The organism is Streptomyces parvus (assembly GCF_014648875.1).
Classification (GTDB): domain Bacteria; phylum Actinomycetota; class Actinomycetes; order Streptomycetales; family Streptomycetaceae; genus Streptomyces; species Streptomyces parvus.
The window spans coordinates 352,782-368,339 of record NZ_BMRY01000001.1 but is presented as its reverse complement, the minus strand read 5'-3'; the positions used below and the strand labels follow the sequence as shown (position 1 = coordinate 368,339).

Annotated in this window: 15 protein-coding genes and 1 riboswitch; of the genes, 4 read left to right on the top strand and 11 right to left on the bottom strand. The window is 70.5% G+C overall.

Annotation, left to right across the window (positions count from 1 at the left end; all coding sequences use genetic code 11):
* Positions 1-52 precede the first annotated feature (52 nt).
* The 3 genes from IE140_RS01585 to IE140_RS01575 all read left to right on the top strand — a co-directional run bounded on the left by IE140_RS01585 (position 53) and on the right by IE140_RS01575 (position 2,668).
* Positions 53-1,048: a tetratricopeptide repeat protein gene (locus IE140_RS01585; protein ID WP_003966414.1), complete on the top strand. Its 996-nt coding sequence runs from the start codon at positions 53-55 to the stop codon at positions 1,046-1,048.
* A gap of 74 nt (positions 1,049-1,122) precedes the next feature.
* The gene (def, locus tag IE140_RS01580) at positions 1,123-1,761 is read left to right on the top strand and encodes a peptide deformylase (RefSeq protein ID WP_109180044.1); all 639 of its coding nucleotides are present in this window, start codon (positions 1,123-1,125) and stop codon (positions 1,759-1,761) included.
* Between the two features lie 169 nt (positions 1,762-1,930).
* Entirely contained in the window at positions 1,931-2,668 is a 738-nt protein-coding gene (locus IE140_RS01575) for a D-Ala-D-Ala carboxypeptidase family metallohydrolase (protein ID WP_032778795.1), read from the top strand.
* 16 nt (positions 2,669-2,684) lie between these two features.
* Here the strand turns inward: IE140_RS01575 and IE140_RS01570 are convergent, their stop codons facing one another.
* Positions 2,685-3,665, bottom strand: a complete 981-nt coding sequence (locus tag IE140_RS01570) for a helix-turn-helix domain-containing protein (RefSeq protein ID WP_032763267.1) — start codon at positions 3,663-3,665, stop codon at positions 2,685-2,687.
* An 81-nt stretch (positions 3,666-3,746) separates the two neighbouring features.
* Here IE140_RS01570 and IE140_RS01565 point away from each other — a divergent pair, with 81 nt between their 5' ends.
* Positions 3,747-3,908 (top strand): hypothetical protein, encoded by a 162-nt coding sequence (locus IE140_RS01565; protein WP_167533496.1) that lies wholly within the window; start codon positions 3,747-3,749, stop codon positions 3,906-3,908.
* Here the strand turns inward: IE140_RS01565 and IE140_RS01560 are convergent.
* The 10 genes from IE140_RS01560 to IE140_RS01515 all read right to left on the bottom strand — a co-directional run bounded on the left by IE140_RS01560 (position 3,887) and on the right by IE140_RS01515 (position 15,416).
* Positions 3,887-4,687: an ABC transporter permease gene (locus IE140_RS01560; RefSeq protein WP_032778799.1), complete on the bottom strand. Its 801-nt coding sequence runs from the start codon at positions 4,685-4,687 to the stop codon at positions 3,887-3,889. The two genes, IE140_RS01565 and IE140_RS01560, sit on opposite strands and share 22 nt — an antisense overlap.
* A gap of 6 nt (positions 4,688-4,693) precedes the next feature.
* Positions 4,694-5,551: an ABC transporter permease gene (locus IE140_RS01555; protein WP_189459995.1), complete on the bottom strand. Its 858-nt coding sequence runs from the start codon at positions 5,549-5,551 to the stop codon at positions 4,694-4,696.
* Entirely contained in the window at positions 5,548-6,519 is a 972-nt protein-coding gene (locus tag IE140_RS01550; protein WP_032763263.1) for an ABC transporter ATP-binding protein, read from the bottom strand. Before IE140_RS01550 ends, IE140_RS01555 begins: the two co-directional genes overlap by 4 nt.
* Positions 6,520-6,702: 183 nt before the next feature.
* Positions 6,703-7,719, bottom strand: a complete 1,017-nt coding sequence (locus IE140_RS01545) for a ribonucleotide-diphosphate reductase subunit beta (protein ID WP_032763261.1) — start codon at positions 7,717-7,719, stop codon at positions 6,703-6,705.
* Positions 7,719-10,175, bottom strand: a complete 2,457-nt coding sequence (locus IE140_RS01540) for a ribonucleoside-diphosphate reductase subunit alpha (protein WP_150195206.1) — start codon at positions 10,173-10,175, stop codon at positions 7,719-7,721. Before IE140_RS01540 ends, IE140_RS01545 begins: the two co-directional genes overlap by 1 nt.
* A gap of 137 nt (positions 10,176-10,312) precedes the next feature.
* Positions 10,313-10,436, bottom strand: a riboswitch (cobalamin riboswitch).
* Positions 10,437-10,500: 64 nt separating this feature from the next.
* Complete coding sequence (locus tag IE140_RS01535; protein WP_150195204.1) at positions 10,501-11,010, bottom strand: GNAT family N-acetyltransferase; 510 nt, start codon at positions 11,008-11,010, stop codon at positions 10,501-10,503.
* Complete coding sequence (locus IE140_RS01530) at positions 11,010-11,699, bottom strand: hypothetical protein (protein ID WP_150195202.1); 690 nt, start codon at positions 11,697-11,699, stop codon at positions 11,010-11,012. Before IE140_RS01530 ends, IE140_RS01535 begins: the two co-directional genes overlap by 1 nt.
* Before the next feature lie 136 nt (positions 11,700-11,835).
* Positions 11,836-12,039, bottom strand: coding sequence for a YbdD/YjiX family protein (locus IE140_RS01525; protein WP_032763256.1), 204 nt, complete (start codon positions 12,037-12,039; stop codon positions 11,836-11,838).
* Positions 12,036-14,261 (bottom strand): carbon starvation CstA family protein, encoded by a 2,226-nt coding sequence (locus tag IE140_RS01520; RefSeq protein ID WP_093442981.1) that lies wholly within the window; start codon positions 14,259-14,261, stop codon positions 12,036-12,038. The genes IE140_RS01525 and IE140_RS01520 overlap by 4 nt, the downstream gene beginning before the upstream one ends.
* Before the next feature lie 162 nt (positions 14,262-14,423).
* On the bottom strand, positions 14,424-15,416 hold the full coding sequence (locus tag IE140_RS01515) for a helix-turn-helix transcriptional regulator (RefSeq protein ID WP_100561441.1): 993 nt from the start codon (positions 15,414-15,416) through the stop codon (positions 14,424-14,426).
* Positions 15,417-15,558: the final 142 nt, after the last annotated feature.

Below are 15,558 nucleotides of genomic sequence, written 5' to 3'. Positions count from 1 at the left end.
ATGCGAAAGCAGAGTGGATGACGAGGGTGCCCAGTCGGGACAGGCGGGAATCGTGAGGATCTTCGGGAAGGTACGGCATCGGCCGTCCGCCTCTTGGCGGCAGGCCACGGACCGCGCGTTCACGCTGATCGGCGACGGCCGGTACGAGGACGCGGGGGCGCTGCTGACACGTGCGGCTGACCTGGAGCCCTGGCTCTCGGAGTCCTGGTTCAATCTGGCGCTGCTGCACAAGTTCCGGCACGACTGGGAGCAGGCGCGCGCGGCGGGCCTGCGGGCCGTCGCGCTGCTGGACCGCGAGTCGGGCGCCCCGGACTGGTGGAACGTGGGGATCGCGGCCACCGCGCTCCAGGACTGGCCGCTGGCGCGGCGGGCCTGGCAGGCGTACGGGCTGAAGGTCCCCGGCGGCGGCCAGCACAGCGCGGCCACCACCGAGCCGACCGGCATGGAGCTGGGCAGTGCCGCCGTGCGGCTCTCGCCGGAGGGCGAGGCCGAGGTGGTCTGGGGCCGTCGGCTCGACCCGGCCCGTATCGAGGTGCTCTCGATCCCGCTGCCGTCCTCCGGGCGGCGCTGGGGCGAGGTCGTCCTGCACGACGGGGTGCCCAACGGCGAGCGGGTCACCGCGGCCGGGCCCGCGTATCCGGTGTTCGACGAGATCGAGCTGTGGGCGCCGTCCCCGGTGCCGACCTGGGTGGTGCTGCTGGAGGCGGCGACCGAGGAGGACCGGGACGCGCTGGAGAAGCTGGCGTCGGACGCCGGGTTCGCCGCCGAGGACTGGTCCTCGTCCGTGCGTCTGCTGTGCCGGGCGTGCTCGGAGAGCCGGATGGAGAGCGACGAGGGCGACGGGGAGCACCTGGACCCGCACGACCACAGCGAACCGGGCCACCCGGGCCCGCTCGGCCACCGCACCGCCGGGGGCGGCGACCTCTGGGTGCCCGAGCGCGAGTGCGGTCTCGCCGCTCCCGCCGGACTGGTGCGCGGGCTGCTGGACGGCTGGGTCGCCGACAGCCCGGACAGTCGCGAGTGGCGGGATCTCGAAGAAGTCTGCTGACCGCTGCCCGTAGGCTGTAGGCGCACCGGTCACGGTGCGGTTCCCCCCAGGTTGCAGGAAGGCGTACGGCGGACATGTCGCAGCAGGAGACGGACGGGCGGATCGACGTGGACGACGAGGGGTTCGTCGTCGACACCGAGGACTGCGAGGAGCGTGAGGCGGCCTACCGCGCGCGCGGCACCTCGCGTCCGATCACGGTCGTGGGCAACCCGGTGCTGCACAAGGAGTGCAGGGACGTCACCGCGTTCGACGACGAGCTGGCCCAGCTGATCGACGACATGTTCGCCAGTCAGAAGACGGCCGAGGGCGTCGGCCTCGCGGCCAACCAGATCGGCGTGGACCTGAAGGTCTTCGTCTACGACTGCCCGGACGACGACGGCAAGCGCCACACCGGGGTCGTCTGCAACCCGGTCCTGGAGGAGCTGGCCCCCGAGATGCGGGTGCTCGACGACTCCAACGAGGGCTGTCTCTCGGTCCCGACCGCGTACGCCTCGCTCGCCCGCCCCGACTACGCGGTGGTGCGCGGCCAGGACGCCAAGGGCAACCCGATCCGGGTCAAGGGCACCGGGTACTTCGCGCGCTGCCTCCAGCACGAGACGGACCACCTGTACGGCTACCTGTACATCGACCGGCTCTCCAAGCGGGAGCGCAAGGACGCGCTGCGGCAGATGGAAGAGGGCACGCCGCGCTACGAGACCGTCCCGAACAGCTGATCACGCCGTGGCAGGGGCCCGGCGCCGGTTCACCGGCGCCGGGCCCCTGCCACGTTCCATGGGGTCCCCTTGTCAGTTAACTGCATTTTCCCCAGGGGGAGTTGACGCGCGTAGCTGACTGGGACAGGCTCGCATGGAAATCGACCGCGACGTTCAGAAGGAGGCCCCCGTGCTGAGACGCACCGCACGCGTTCTGCTCGGACTTGTCATGACCATTTCGTTCGCCTTGGGTGGTGTGGTGCTGACCGCCGGCACCGCTCAGGCCGACGGCTGCTACACCTGGACCCGCACCCTGAAGTCCGGCGCCACCGGCAACGACGTCACCCAGCTCCAGATCCGGGTGGCCGGATACCCGGGCTACAACGCGGTGCTCGCCATCGACGGCTCGTACGGCCCTGCCACCACCGCCGCCGTCAAGCGGTTCCAGGCGGCCTACGGACTGGCCGCCGACGGGGTCGCCGGACCTGCGACCCAGGCCAAGCTCTACGCGCTCCAGGACAACGACTGCACGCCGATCCACTTCACGTACCCCGAGCTCAACAAGTGCAACAGCACCTGGGCCGGCGGGAAGGTCGCGGCGGGCACGGCCAAGGCAAACGCGCTGAGCAGCATGTGGAAGCTGGAGGCGCTGCGCCACGCGCTCGGCGACAAGTCGATCCGGGTCACCAGCGGCTTCCGCTCCGCCTCCTGCAACGCCGCCGTCGGCGGGGCCTCCAACAGCCGCCACATGTACGGCGACGCGGTCGACCTCGGGGCCTCCCCGCACTCGCTGTGCACGCTGGCCAAGCAGGCCCGCTACCACGGCTTCCGCGGGATCCTCGGCCCGGGTTACTCCGGCCACAACGACCACGTGCACGTCAACCAGGGCCCCAGCCGCTTCTGGTCGGCGCCCAGCTGCGGCGTCTGACCCTTCCGCGCCGCTCTCAGGCGACGTCGGGCACGGCCGTGGCCGCCGGGCCCCGGAACGTACGGCGGTAGGCGTTCGGCGTGGTGCCCAGTGACCGCACGAACTGGTGTCGCAGCGTCGCCGCCGTACCGAAGCCCGTCTGCCCCGCGATCGTGTCGATCGTGCGGTCGGAGGTCTCCAGCAGGTGCTGGGCCAGCAGCACCCGCTGCCGCAGAAGCCAGCGGTACGGGGTGGTCCCGGTCTCCTGCTGGAACCGCCGGGCGAAGGTGCGCGGCGACATGTGCGCCTGCGCGGCCAACTGCTCCACCGTCATCTCCTGGTCGAGGTGCTGCTCCATCCACGCCAGCGTCGAGCCGACCGTGTCGCAGGCGTTCCGGGGCAGCGGGCGGCTGATGTACTGCGCCTGCCCGCCGTCCCGGTGCGGCGGGACCACCATCCGCCGGGCGATGGTGTTGGCCGCGTCCTGCCCGTACTCCTGGCGGACCAGATGCAGGCAGGCGTCGATCCCGGCGGCGGTCCCGGCGGAGGTGATGACCTGGCCCTCGTCGACGTACAGCACGTCCGGCTCCACGATCGCCGTCGGGTAGCGGCGGGCCAGATCCGCGGCGTGCCGCCAGTGCGTCGTGCAGCGGCGGCCGTCCAGCAGGCCGGCCGCGCCGAGGACGTACGCCCCCGAACAGACGCTCAGCACCCGCGCACCGCGCTCCACGGCCCGGCGCAGCGCCGACAGGGCCGCCTCCGGATGCGTCCTGGTCATGACGCTGCCGCTCGCGGGGACGGCGATGAGGTCGGCCTCCTCCAGCCGCTCCAGGCCGTGCGGCGTGGTGATGGTGAAGCCCGCGTGGGTGCGCAGGTGGGGCCCTTCGGCGGAGACCACCGCGAAATCGTGCACCGGCAGGCCCTCGTCGCTGCGGTCGAGGCCGAACACCTCGCAGAGCACGCCGAGTTCGAAAGGGTGGACCTCGTCGAGGAGGAGGACGGCGACATTGGTCAGCATGGAGCAAGTGTGGCAGTTATTTGATGTCCTGTGGCAGTCCTGCCACTGCTGATTCTCGTTCCGGCGGGCCAGAGTAGAGGCATGAACGCATTCCTGAACTACCTGGTCATCATCGCACTTTTCGCCCTCGTTCTCGCGCCCGTGGCCTTCGGTGTCGCCCGCGAACGCCGTATCGACCGCCAGCTGCGGGAGGCGGAACGGCGCCGCACACGCGGTCCCGCTCAGTGCCCGCTGCTCTCGTAGTGCCGGGACTGCCGTTCCCAGAAGCGGTACGCGGCGTACATGAGCGCGACGCCGATGGCCGGAGCGCCCCAGGCGAGCCATTCCGGCACGGCGAGCTCCTCCTCCCGGTCCATCAGCACGGTCGCCGGCAGATAGGCGACGAAGGCCAGCGGGAAGACGAAGGTCAGCCCGAAGCCGGCCACCGGGCCGAAGATCTTCAACGGGTAGTTGCCGAAGTCGCTGAAGATCATGTCGATGGCGAACTTGATGGGGGAGACTCTCTTCATCCTGAAGACCAGGGCGGAGGCGGCCAGTTGCAGGGAGCCCTCCACCAGCGCACCGCCCGCCACGGCGAGCAGGAGGAAGCAGACGGCTCCCGGTGACCAGTCGACCGGTGCGGAGGCCGAGGCGATGGACAGGAGAACCACCCCGCCGGCCAGGTCGCCGAGCGAACTCAGCCGCACCCTGCGGGTGAGGAGCTGGACCAGCGGCGGTACCGGACGGACGAGATAGCGGTCGTACTCGCCCTCGATGACGACCTCGTCGACGTGGATCAGCTGGTGACCAGGGAGCAGCCACAGGCCATGGGCGGTGAGCCTGATCCCGTAGAGGAAGGCGATCTCGCCCAGCCCCCAGCCGCCGACCTGCCCGAAGCGGTCCAGCACCGCCCAGATGAAGGCCAGCCCGACGCCCTGGTAGAACAGGCCGCCGATGATGTTGATGAACAGGTTCCCCCGGTACTGGAACTCGGCCCGGAACGCCGCACCGGCCAGCAGCAGATAGACCCGTGGACCTCGCATCGCCCCTCATCCCCCCTGCGACATGACGCGGCGCCTGGCGCGCCGCCAGACGAACGCGGCCAGTGCGCCGAGCGCGCCGATCCACGCGAGCTGGACCCCGAGGGCGGCCACGATGCCCAGGCCCTCGATCCGGCCCAGGTAGACGGCCGCCGGGGTGTACGCGGTGGCCTGGAAGGGCAGCCATTCCGCGGCCGCCCTGACCGGGCCGGGCATGAACCACAACGGGACCAGGGCCCCGGAGAAGAACTGTGCGACGAAGCGGTAGGCCATGAGGGCGCCGCTCACCTCCAGGGTCCAGAAGGAGACCATGCCGAGCAGCAGCCCGAGCAGCTGGTTCACGAGCAGCGCGCCCAGCAGGGCCACCGGGTAGGCGAACCCCGCCGCCGTGGAAGCGGGCGCCCGGCCCGCGCCGATCAGCAGCGCGAACGGCAGCGCCACCAGCAGGACCGGGACCGCGGCCGATGCCCACCCGAGCTGGCCGGCGAGCATCTGCCCGGGGAATCCGACGGGCCGCAGCAGGTCCACGGCGACCTTGCCCTCCCGTACCCGCTGGTCGATGGGGGAGGACCGCCACGGGCTGACGAGCTGGTACTGGAGCGTCGTCAGCGTCGCGTACGCCGTCATGGTGGTGAGGCCGAGCCCGTCCACCTCCGCGCGGCCGTCGTAGAGCGCCTTCCAGACCACCGTCAGCAGCCAGATCTGCAGGAGCATCATCGCGAAGGACGACAGATAGGCCGTGCGATAGGTGAGGGCGGCGCGGAACTCCATCCGGGCACAGGCGAGATAGGCCCGCAGCGGTGTTCCGGCCGGCTGCTTCGCGGACGTGGGGGCCGCCGTCGGGGCGGAGGCCGTCGGGGCGGTCATCCGCGGTCCGCGTAGATCCGGTGGATGACGCTCTCCAGCTCGGGTTCGACGATCGAGAGGTCGGTCACCCGGTGCCGCTCCAGCACCGCCGCCACCAGTTCGGCGGGAGGCGTGCGGACGGGATCGAAGCGCAGCCACACCTTGCCGTCCTCGCGGCGGACGACCTCCGCGCCTTCGACGCTCTCCAGCCGGTCGGTCTGCACCACGAGTTCGCGGTGCGGCGCGTAGCGGGTCTTCAGCTCGTCCACCGCGCCGTCGTAGGCGACCCTGCCGTGGTCGATGAGGATGATCCGGTCGCAGAGTTCCTCGACGTCGTCGAGGTCGTGGGTGGTGAGGACGACCGTCGTACCCGATTCCCGGTTCAGCTCCCCGACGAAGGTGCGTATCCGCTCCTTGGCGATGACATCGAGCCCGACGGTCGGCTCGTCCAGATAGAGGATGTCGGGGTCGTAGAGCATCGCGGCGGCCAGGTCGCCGCGCATCCGCTGGCCCAGGGAGAGCTGCCGGACAGGAGTGTCGAGGAACGGACCGAGGCCGAGCACCTCACTGAACTGCCGCTGCCTCTCGCGGAACCTGGCCTCCGGAACGTCGTAGAGGCGGCTGATCAGCCAGAGCGAGTCGCGCAGCGGCAGGTCCCACCAGAGCTGGCTGCGCTGGCCGAAGACCACGCCGATCCGGCGGGCGTTGCGGGACCGGTCCCGCCAGGGCGTGGCACCGGCGACCGTGACCGTGCCGGAGGTCGGGACGAGGATGCCGGTGAGCATCTTGATGGTGGTGGACTTCCCCGCACCGTTGGGGCCGAGATAGCCGACCATCTCGCCCTGCTGGACCGTGAAGTTCACGCCGTCGACGGCACGCTTGACGGTCTGCTCACGCGTCAGCAGCGTACGGAGGCCCGCGAAGCGGCCCTCCTGTCGTTTGGGTCGGCTGAACTCCTTGACGAGGTCTGCCACTTCTATGACGGGCATGTCCGCCTCTCTGGAGCGATCCGGGCCCGGTCGGGCGTGATCGATCTGAGAGTCTGCACGCCGAGGCTTGGTCTAGTCCAAGCGTTTTCTCCGTTCGGCCGGCTCTCGTCATGCCGTCAGGGGACGCGGAAGGCCCCACCGTGCTCAGCGGCACGGTGGGGCCTTTCAGGTTCCGGAGCGGGTCTAGAAGTCGTCGTCGAACCCGACCGAGCCCTCGACCGCCACCTGGTAGGCGGACGGGCGGCGCTCGAAGAAGTTCGTCAGCTCCTGGACGCCCTGGAGCTCCATGAAGGAGAACGGGTTCTCCGAGCCGTACACCGTCGGGAAGCCGAGGCGGGCCAGCCGCTGGTCGGCGACGCACTGCAGGTACTCGCGCATCGACTCGGTGTTCATGCCCGGCAGACCGTCGCCGCACAGGTCGCGGCCGAACTGGAGCTCCGCGTCGACGGCCTCCTTCAGCATGTCGGTGACCTGCTGCTGGAGCTCGTCGTCGAAGAGGTCCGGCTCCTCCTTGCGGACGGTGTCCACGACCTCGAACGCGAAGTTCATGTGCATCGTCTCGTCACGGAACACCCAGTTGGTGCCCGTGGCGAGACCGTGCAGCAGACCCCGCGAGCGGAACCAGTACACGTAGGCGAACGCCCCGTAGAAGAACAGCCCCTCGATGCAGGCCGCGAAGCAGATCAGGTTCAGCAGGAAGCGGCGGCGGTCCGCCTTCGTCTCCAGCCGCTCGATCTTCTCGACCGAGTCCATCCACTTGAAGCAGAACTGCGCCTTCTCGCGGATCGACGGGATCTCCTCGACCGCGTCGAACGCCGCCGCCCGGTCGTCCGGGTCGGGCAGATAGGTGTCCAGCAGCGTCAGATAGAACTGGACGTGCACGGCCTCCTCGAAGAGCTGCCGCGACAGGTAGAGCCGCGCCTCGGGGGAGTTGATGTGCTTGTACAGCGTCAGGACCAGGTTGTTCGAGACGATCGAGTCACCGGTCGCGAAGAACGCCACCAGCCGGCCGATCATGTGCTGCTCACCCGGCGACAGCTTCGCGAGGTCGGCGACGTCCGAGTGGAGGTCGACCTCCTCCACGGTCCAGGTGTTCTTGATCGCGTCCCGGTAGCGCTCGTAGAAGTCCGGGTAGCGCATGGGACGCAGGGTCAGCTCGAATCCCGGGTCGAGCAGGTTCTTGTCTTCGGTGGAGCTCATTACTGGCAGGCCTCGCAGGACTCGGGGTTCTCAAGAGAGCAGGCGATGGCGTCCGCGTCGGGCGCCGAAGCCTGCTGTACGGGAATGGGGGCGGCGGCCGACGCCTGGCCGGACGCGGCACGGGCGATCCGGGTCGCCGGGCGCGAACGCAGGTAGTACGTCGTCTTCAGCCCCTGCTTCCAGGCGTACGCGTACATCGAGGAGAGCTTGCCGATCGTCGGCGTCTCCAGGAACAGGTTGAGCGACTGGCTCTGGTCGAGGAACGGCGTACGGGCCGCCGCCATGTCGATCAGGCCGCGCTGCGGGATCTCCCACGCCGTGCGGTACAGCGCCCGCACGTCCTCGGGGATCCAGGCGAAGCCCTGCACGGATCCGCTGGCCTCGCGCAGCGCCTCACGGGTGCGGGCGTCCCACACGCCGAGCTTCTTCAGCTCGTCCACCAGGTAGGCGTTGACCTGGAGGAACTCACCGCTGAGCGTCTCGCGCTTGAACAGGTTGGAGACCTGCGGCTCGATGCACTCGTACACACCGGCGATCGACGCGATCGTCGCGGTCGGCGCGATGGCGAGCAGCAGCGAGTTGCGCATCCCGGTCTTCGCGACCCGGGCGCGCAGGGCGTCCCAGCGCTCCGGCCAGTTCAGCTCGGTGTCGTAGTGGTCGGGGTGCAGCACGCCGCGCGCGGCACGCGTCTCGGACCACGCGGGCAGCGGGCCCCGGGGGGTCCCCCCTGAACCGGAGCCTGTCGGAGGCTCTTGGGGGCGCTCGGCGAGGTCGCAGGACGCCTCGTACGCGGCGAGCATGATCCGCTCGGAGATCTTCGTGGAGAGCGCGCGCGCCTCGGGCGAGTCGAACGGCAGCCGCAGCTGGAAGAAGACGTCCTGGAGGCCCATCGCGCCCAGGCCCACCGGCCGCCAGCGGGAGTTGGAGTTCCCGGCCTGCTCGGTCGGGTAGAAGTTGATGTCGACGACCCGGTCCAGGAAGGTGACGGCCGTACGGACGGTGGAGTCCAGGCGGTCCCAGTCGATCGAGCCGTTCGCCACGAAGGCGCCCAGGTTGACCGAGCCCAGGTTGCAGACGGCCGTCTCGCCGTCGTTGGTGACCTCCAGGATCTCCGTGCACAGGTTCGACGAGTGCACGACCCGGCCCGGCTCGGCGGTCTGGTTGGCGGTCCGGTTGGAGGCGTCCTTGAACGTCATCCAGCCCTGGCCGGTCTGCGCGAGGGTCCGCATCATCCGGCCGTACAGCTCACGCGCCGGCATCGTCTTGCGGGCCAGCCCCTTGGCCTCGGCCGCCCGGTAGGCCGCGTCGAACTCGTCGCCCCACAGGTCGACCAGCTCGGGCACGTCCGCCGGGGAGAACAGCGACCACTCGGTGTCCGCGTCGACCCGGCGCATGAACTCGTCCGGGATCCAGTGCGCCAGGTTCAGGTTGTGCGTACGCCGCTGGTCCTCACCGGTGTTGTCGCGGAGCTCCAGGAACTCCTCGATGTCGGCGTGCCAGGTCTCCAGGTAGACCGCCGCCGCGCCCTTGCGCCGGCCGCCCTGGTTCACCGCCGCGACGGAGGCGTCCAGCGTCTTGAGGAACGGCACGATGCCGTTGGAGTGCCCGTTCGTGCCCCGGATCAGCGAACCCCGGGCGCGGATGCGGGAGTACGACAGACCGATGCCGCCCGCGTGCTTGGAGAGCCGCGCCACCTGGTGGTAGCGGTCGTAGATCGAGTCCAGCTCGTCCTTCGGCGAGTCCAGCAGATAGCACGAGGACATCTGCGGGTGCCGGGTGCCGGAGTTGAAGAGGGTGGGGGAGGAGGGGAGGTAGTCCAGCTTGCTCATCAGCCCGTAGAGCGCGGCGACCTCGTCCAGCGCCCGCACCGACTCGTCCTCGGCCAGGCCCGCGGCCACGCGCAGCATGAAGTGCTGCGGGGTCTCGATGACCTGCCGGGTGATCGGGTGGCGCAGCAGGTAACGGCTGTGCAGCGTACGGAGACCGAAGTAGCCGAAGCGGTCGTCCGCGCCCTCGGCCAGCGTCCGCTCGACCAGCTCGTCCAGCGCCTTCGCGTGCAGCTCGACGAAGGCGGCGGTGCGGTCGGCGATCAGGCCCTCGCGGTGGCCCACGGCGACCGAGGCGGAGAAGGACGTCGCGCCCTGGCCGGCCGCCTCGTCGGCGATCGAGAGGGTCAGCAGCCGGGCGGCCAGCCGGGAGTACGCCGGGTCCTCGGAGATCAGCCCGGCCGCCGCCTCGGTGGCCAGCGAGCGCAGCTCGGCCTCGTCGGAACGGGCGTTGCGCCCGCGCAGGGCCGCGGCGGCGACCCGCCCGGGGTCGGTGTCGGGAAGATCGACGGTGAGGTCGGTCAGGGTCCGCAGCAGGGCGGTCCCGGGTCCGTCGTTCGGGGCGTTCCCGGCCGGGGTCGACTCGGCGGATTCGGTGGCTGAAACCGGATCGGCGGGCGCGATGGTCACTGGGCTTTCCCTCGCTCGGCAGGGGGCCTCTGGAAGGCGGGGAAGCCGGGCAGCGCGAAACCCGGGGCAGGGCGGCACTGCTGACGGCGTCCACCGGCCTATCCGCGAGGCCCGGACGTCTGGCATCCGGTTCGGTCGAGCCGGACGCACTGTCGACAGGTCTTCGGACTTGCAGGTGCGCAAAAGCACACTGATCACACCGTTGCGGGACAGTTCCGGATTCGCACCGGATTCCCCTGCGGCGACAGCGAGGTCGAGCATACATGTGGGGGCCGCCAGATGATGAGGCCCCCACATGTTGTGTCGCGTCGATTTCATATGCCCCTCAGGGCATCGCCTCCAGCGGCAGCCGAAAGGTCATGAGCCGTAGGCCCGGCACCGGCTCCCAGTCCCGTTCCGGGGTCCGCAGAAAGCCGAGCCGACGGTAGATCCTATGGGCTGAGAGCATGGCCGGCTGCGTCGACAGCACCAGCGCCCGGACACCTGCCGTCGACCGGGCCCGGTCGACGCACGCCCGTACGAGAGCCTCTCCCACGCCCCGTCCGCGCCCCGCGCGGGCCACGGCCAGCATCCGGAATTCGGCCTCGTCCGGACCGGCGATGTCACGCCACGGAGTACCGGGACCGGCATACGTCACACCGCCGAGCACGGCCCCGTCCGCGTCGAGCGCGACCAGCACCTCCGCCTCGGCCGCCCGCTGCTCCACCGCTTGTAGTTTGAGCAGATACGGGTCCTGCGGGCCGTCCAGGAGATCATCGCCGAGATACGCCTCGGCGATGATCCCGCCGAGCACGGCGTACTCGGCCGGCTCCGCCGCCCTGATCGTCAGGTCCATCAGCCACTCGCCCCCACATCGTTGTTCGGCGCGCCGTCGCCGACCGGCGGCAGATCGCCGCGCTCCACCGGCTGCCGCCCCGCGGTCTCCCCGGCGGGCGGCAGAACCTGATCCAGTTCGTAGTCGTCGGCGCGGTGGGCGGCGAGGGCGGCCGACCGCAGCGTCGCCCGGTCCACCTCCTGGCGTGTTCCGCTCAACGTCACCACCAGGTCGCCCTGTTCCCTGGCGTACGCGTGCCCCGACTCCGTGGCCCGGTACCACTGTTCGCCGTCCCGCTCACACGTCACCAGGGGCTCCTGCTCGCTGCCCGAGGCGGGTCCGTCCGTGCAGTCGGCGTCGGCGTGCGGGAGGCGTTCCACCGACAGCTTGATCTGCCCGCCCTCCGGCTCGGTGTAGACGCTGCCGAATCCGTCGTCGCCGAGCACCCCGACCGACTGGCGGGCCAGGGCGTAGCCGGCGGCCTCGGTCACCCAGACATGCTCCGCGACGAGCTGGGCGGCGCTCGCCCGTGCCTCCAGCTCGGCCCGGTCGGGTGCCGGATCGGCCGAACCGCTCGGGCCCGACGCCCGGGTGCCGGGCGCCGGTTCGGTGCCGCAGCCCGTCGCCGCCAGGGCCAGGGCCAGCGTCGTGGTCAGTGTCGCGGTCAGGAGGAGGGGCCGGAGCCGGGGTGATCGGGAGCGCGATGTCATGGGCACATCTTTTCGTACGGTGAAGGAGTGGTGCACCGGGGAGACGTGCGGGCCGGACAGCGGACCGGGCCGCCGCCCGCTCCCCGGAGGGAGAGGCGACGGCCCGGGTCCACGGCTGCTGACCGGCCGGCGGTGCTCAGCAGCAGCGGAAGCCCTCGCGGGGATCCGCCTCGCGGGCGTCGGTGCGGCTGCGTTCGAAGGCGCGGCGGGTCATCACCTGTGCCTCCGGATCGTGTGCCTTCGTGTGCGCCACATAGCGGTCGTACGTGGACTCGCCGGTCAGCTCACGGACGTACCAGCGGATCCGTCCGGCCACCCGTCGTACGTCCGCCACCGTCATGACCGGCTCCCCGTCCCCGCCGGCTCCTTGCGGATGCCGCCCTCGGGGCCGAGGCCGGCGGCGGCCAGTTCGGCCTTCTCCTCCTTGGTGGCGAAGAGCGAGGCCGGGGCGACGAGCTTGGACTCGACGTACGGTGCCTCGTGCAGCTTGACGCTCTCCGGGTCGCGGATGGCCTTGTAGCAGACCCGGCCCGCGTCCACGAGCACCACGATGATGAGGAGCGCGAAGAGCGCGCTGAGCACCCCGTCGACCGTGGAGTTGGTGACGACGGTCCGCATGTCGTCCATGGACTTCGCGGGGGCCAGTACCTCGCCCGCGTCGATGCCCGCCTGGTACTTGTCGCGCTGGGCGAAGAAGCCGATCTTCACGTCGTCGGAGAAGATCTTCTGCCAGCTCGCGGTGAGCGTGACCGCCACGTCCCAGGCGAGCGGGACCGCGGTGACCCACGCCCACTTCAGCCGGCCGGACTTGACGAGCAGGGTGGTGCAGACGGCCAGCGCGACGGCGGCCAGCAACTGGTTGGCGATGCCGAAGAGCGGGAAGAGCTGGTTGATGCCGCCCAGCGGGTCGTGCACGCCGACCCAGAGGAAGTAGCCCCAGCCGCCGACGACGACGGCACTGGCGAACCAGACGCCCGGCTTCCAGCTGACCTCGCGGAACGGCTTGTAGGCGTTGCCCAGCATGTCCTGGAGCATGAAGCGCCCGACCCGGGTCCCGGCGTCCACGGTCGTCAGGATGAAGAGCGCCTCGAACATGATGGCGAAGTGGTACCAGAACGCCTTCATCGCGGTCCCGCCGACCACCGCGGAGAAGATCTCCGCCATGCCGAGCGCGAACGTGGGCGCGCCACCGGTCCGGGAGAGCAGGCTCGCCTCCTCGACGTCCGCGGCGGCCTGGGCCAGGGCGTCCGGGGTGATGGTGAAGCCGAAGTTGGCCACGGCCTGGGACGCGGACTGGACGCTGTCGCCGATCACACCGACGGGCGCGTTGATGGCGAAGTAGAGGCCGGGGTCGATGATGCAGGCGGCGATCATCGCCATGATCGCCACGAACGACTCGACCAGCATGGAGCCGTAGCCGATCATCCGGATCTGCGTCTCCTTCTGGACCATCTTCGGCGTGGTGCCGGAGGAGACCAGGGAGTGGAAGCCGGACAGCGCGCCGCAGGCGATGGTGATGAAGACGAACGGGAACATCGAACCGGCGAAGACCGGGCCCTCGCCGCTGGAGGCGAAGTCGGTGACCGCGGGCATCTTCAGGGTCGGCAGCGCGACGACCACGCCGAGGGCCAGCAGCCCGATCGTGCCGACCTTCATGAAGGTGGAGAGGTAGTCACGCGGGGCCAGCAGCAGCCACACGGGAAGCACGGAGGCGAGGAACCCGTACACGATCATCCAGATGACCAGGGTGCCCGGTTCCAGCGTGAAGAAGTCCGCCCACGACGACTCGGCGACCCAGCCGCCCGAGACGATCGCGAGCAGCAGCAGCGCGACGCCTATGAAGGAGACCTCGCTGACCTTGCCGGGCCGCAGGACGCGCAGATAGACACCCATGAAGAGGGCGATCGGGATCGTCATGCCGATGGAGAAGACACCCCACGGCGAGTGCGCGAGCGCGTTCACGATGACCAGCGCGAGGACCGCGAGCAGGATGATCATGATGATGAAGACCGCGACCAGGGCGGCGATCCCGCCGACCGGCCCTATCTCGTCGCGCGCCATCTGACCGAGCGAACGGCCGTTGCGGCGGGTCGAGAAGAAGAGCGTCACCATGTCCTGGACGGCACCGGCGAAGATGACGCCGACGACGAGCCAGATCGTGCCGGGCAGATATCCCATCTGCGCGGCGAGCACCGGACCGACCAGCGGGCCCGCGCCCGCGATGGCGGCGAAGTGGTGGCCGAACAGCACCCGGCGGTCGGTGGGATGGAAGTCGACACCGTTGTCCAGCCGTTCGGCCGGGGTCGCGCGGTTCTTGTCGGCCTTCAGGACCCGGTTGGCGATGAACCGGGAGTAGAAGCGGTACGCGATCGCGTACGAACCGAGGGCCGCCGCCAGCATCCAGGCGGCCGAGACCTCCTCACCTCGCGAGAGCGCGAGCGTGGCCCAGCCGATGGCGCCGGCCAGGGCGACCAGGCTCCAGACGGCAATGGACTTCGGGGTCGGCCCTCGCCGCCCCGCCGCTGGTGAGGCAGGTGGTGCTGGTGTGGGCGATTCCGCCATGTGGTGCTCCGTCCCCTCGCTGATCACCGGTGCGATGGGCAGGAAATCTATGGGACGCGTCCGGCCAGCGTCACCCCCTGTCCGCATTGCGGTCCGGCAACGGTGATGTGTCGCAACAGGACACGGGCGGCACGCCGACCCGGTTCACTCGGTGCGGGCCGCTCAGACCCAGCCCCGCCGGGCCGCCTCCGCACCCGCCTGGAACCTGCTGCGGACCTGCATCCGGGCCGTCAGCTCCGCGTTCATCCGGCGCACGGTGCGCAGCGACACCCCCAGGCGGCGGGCCGCGGTCGCGTCCGTGTGCCCCTTCGCCAGCAGCGACAGCAACTCGTCCTCCTGCGGGGTCAGCCCGTTGCCGTCACGGGCGGGAGCGGAGCCGAGCGGGGTGGCGTTCACCCACAGCTGCTCGAACAGCATCCGGGCCACCGCGACCGCCCCCGTGCTGCGCAACTCCAGGGCGCCCGCCCGCCCGTCGTCGGGGTCCAGCGGCACCAGCGCGACCTCGCCGTCGACCACCACCATGACCAGCGGCAGCGTCGGCAGCGTCCGGCTCTCCGCACCGAGCGACCCCAGCCGGTTCACGTAGCGCAGGGTCGGCGGGTCGTTGCGGAAGCTGTCCTGGTAGATGCTGCGCAGCCGCACCCCTCGCTCCAGCGCCCGCCGGTCGAGAGGCCAGCTCGCCTCCAGCGTGTCCGGGGACTGCGCGCCGCCGGGCAGCAGCGAGAGGCACTCCGCCCTGGCCAGCTCGGCCAGTTCGGTCAGCCGCTCGCGTACCGCGTCGAGTCCCTCCAGCCGCTTGACGACGTCGAATCCGCCACCGGCCCGCCGCCCCCTGTCCGTGGTGAGGACCGACATCGCGTCCCGGGCGACTTCGAGCCCCCGCTGCTGCCGGGCCAGTTCGGCCTCCCGGCGGGAGAGGAGGAACGGCAGGCTGGCCGCCGGGTCCAGGGCCCGGAAGACCGGCGGGCCCTGCTCCGCACCGTGGGGGCCGTCGTCCAGCAGACACAGCTCGGCCAACTGGTCCAGGGCCCGGCGCACATCGTCCTCGCTCCGCCCCAGCCGCGCCACGATCTCGTCGAGCCGCAGTTCCGGTTCCTCCAGGACGAGCCGGTAGACCAGCTCCGTCCGCGCGTCCAGCCCCAGTACCTCTAACATCCCTGGCTCCCCCGCAGATGTCACGCCGTCCCCGCACGCCGGTGCGGGACGCCCCTTCAGCACCGGGCGCGAGTGTAGGGGCGGTGTGTTGTGAAGGTATAGACCAGGTCCACGGGATGGATGGGCGCAGCGGGGCGTGCAT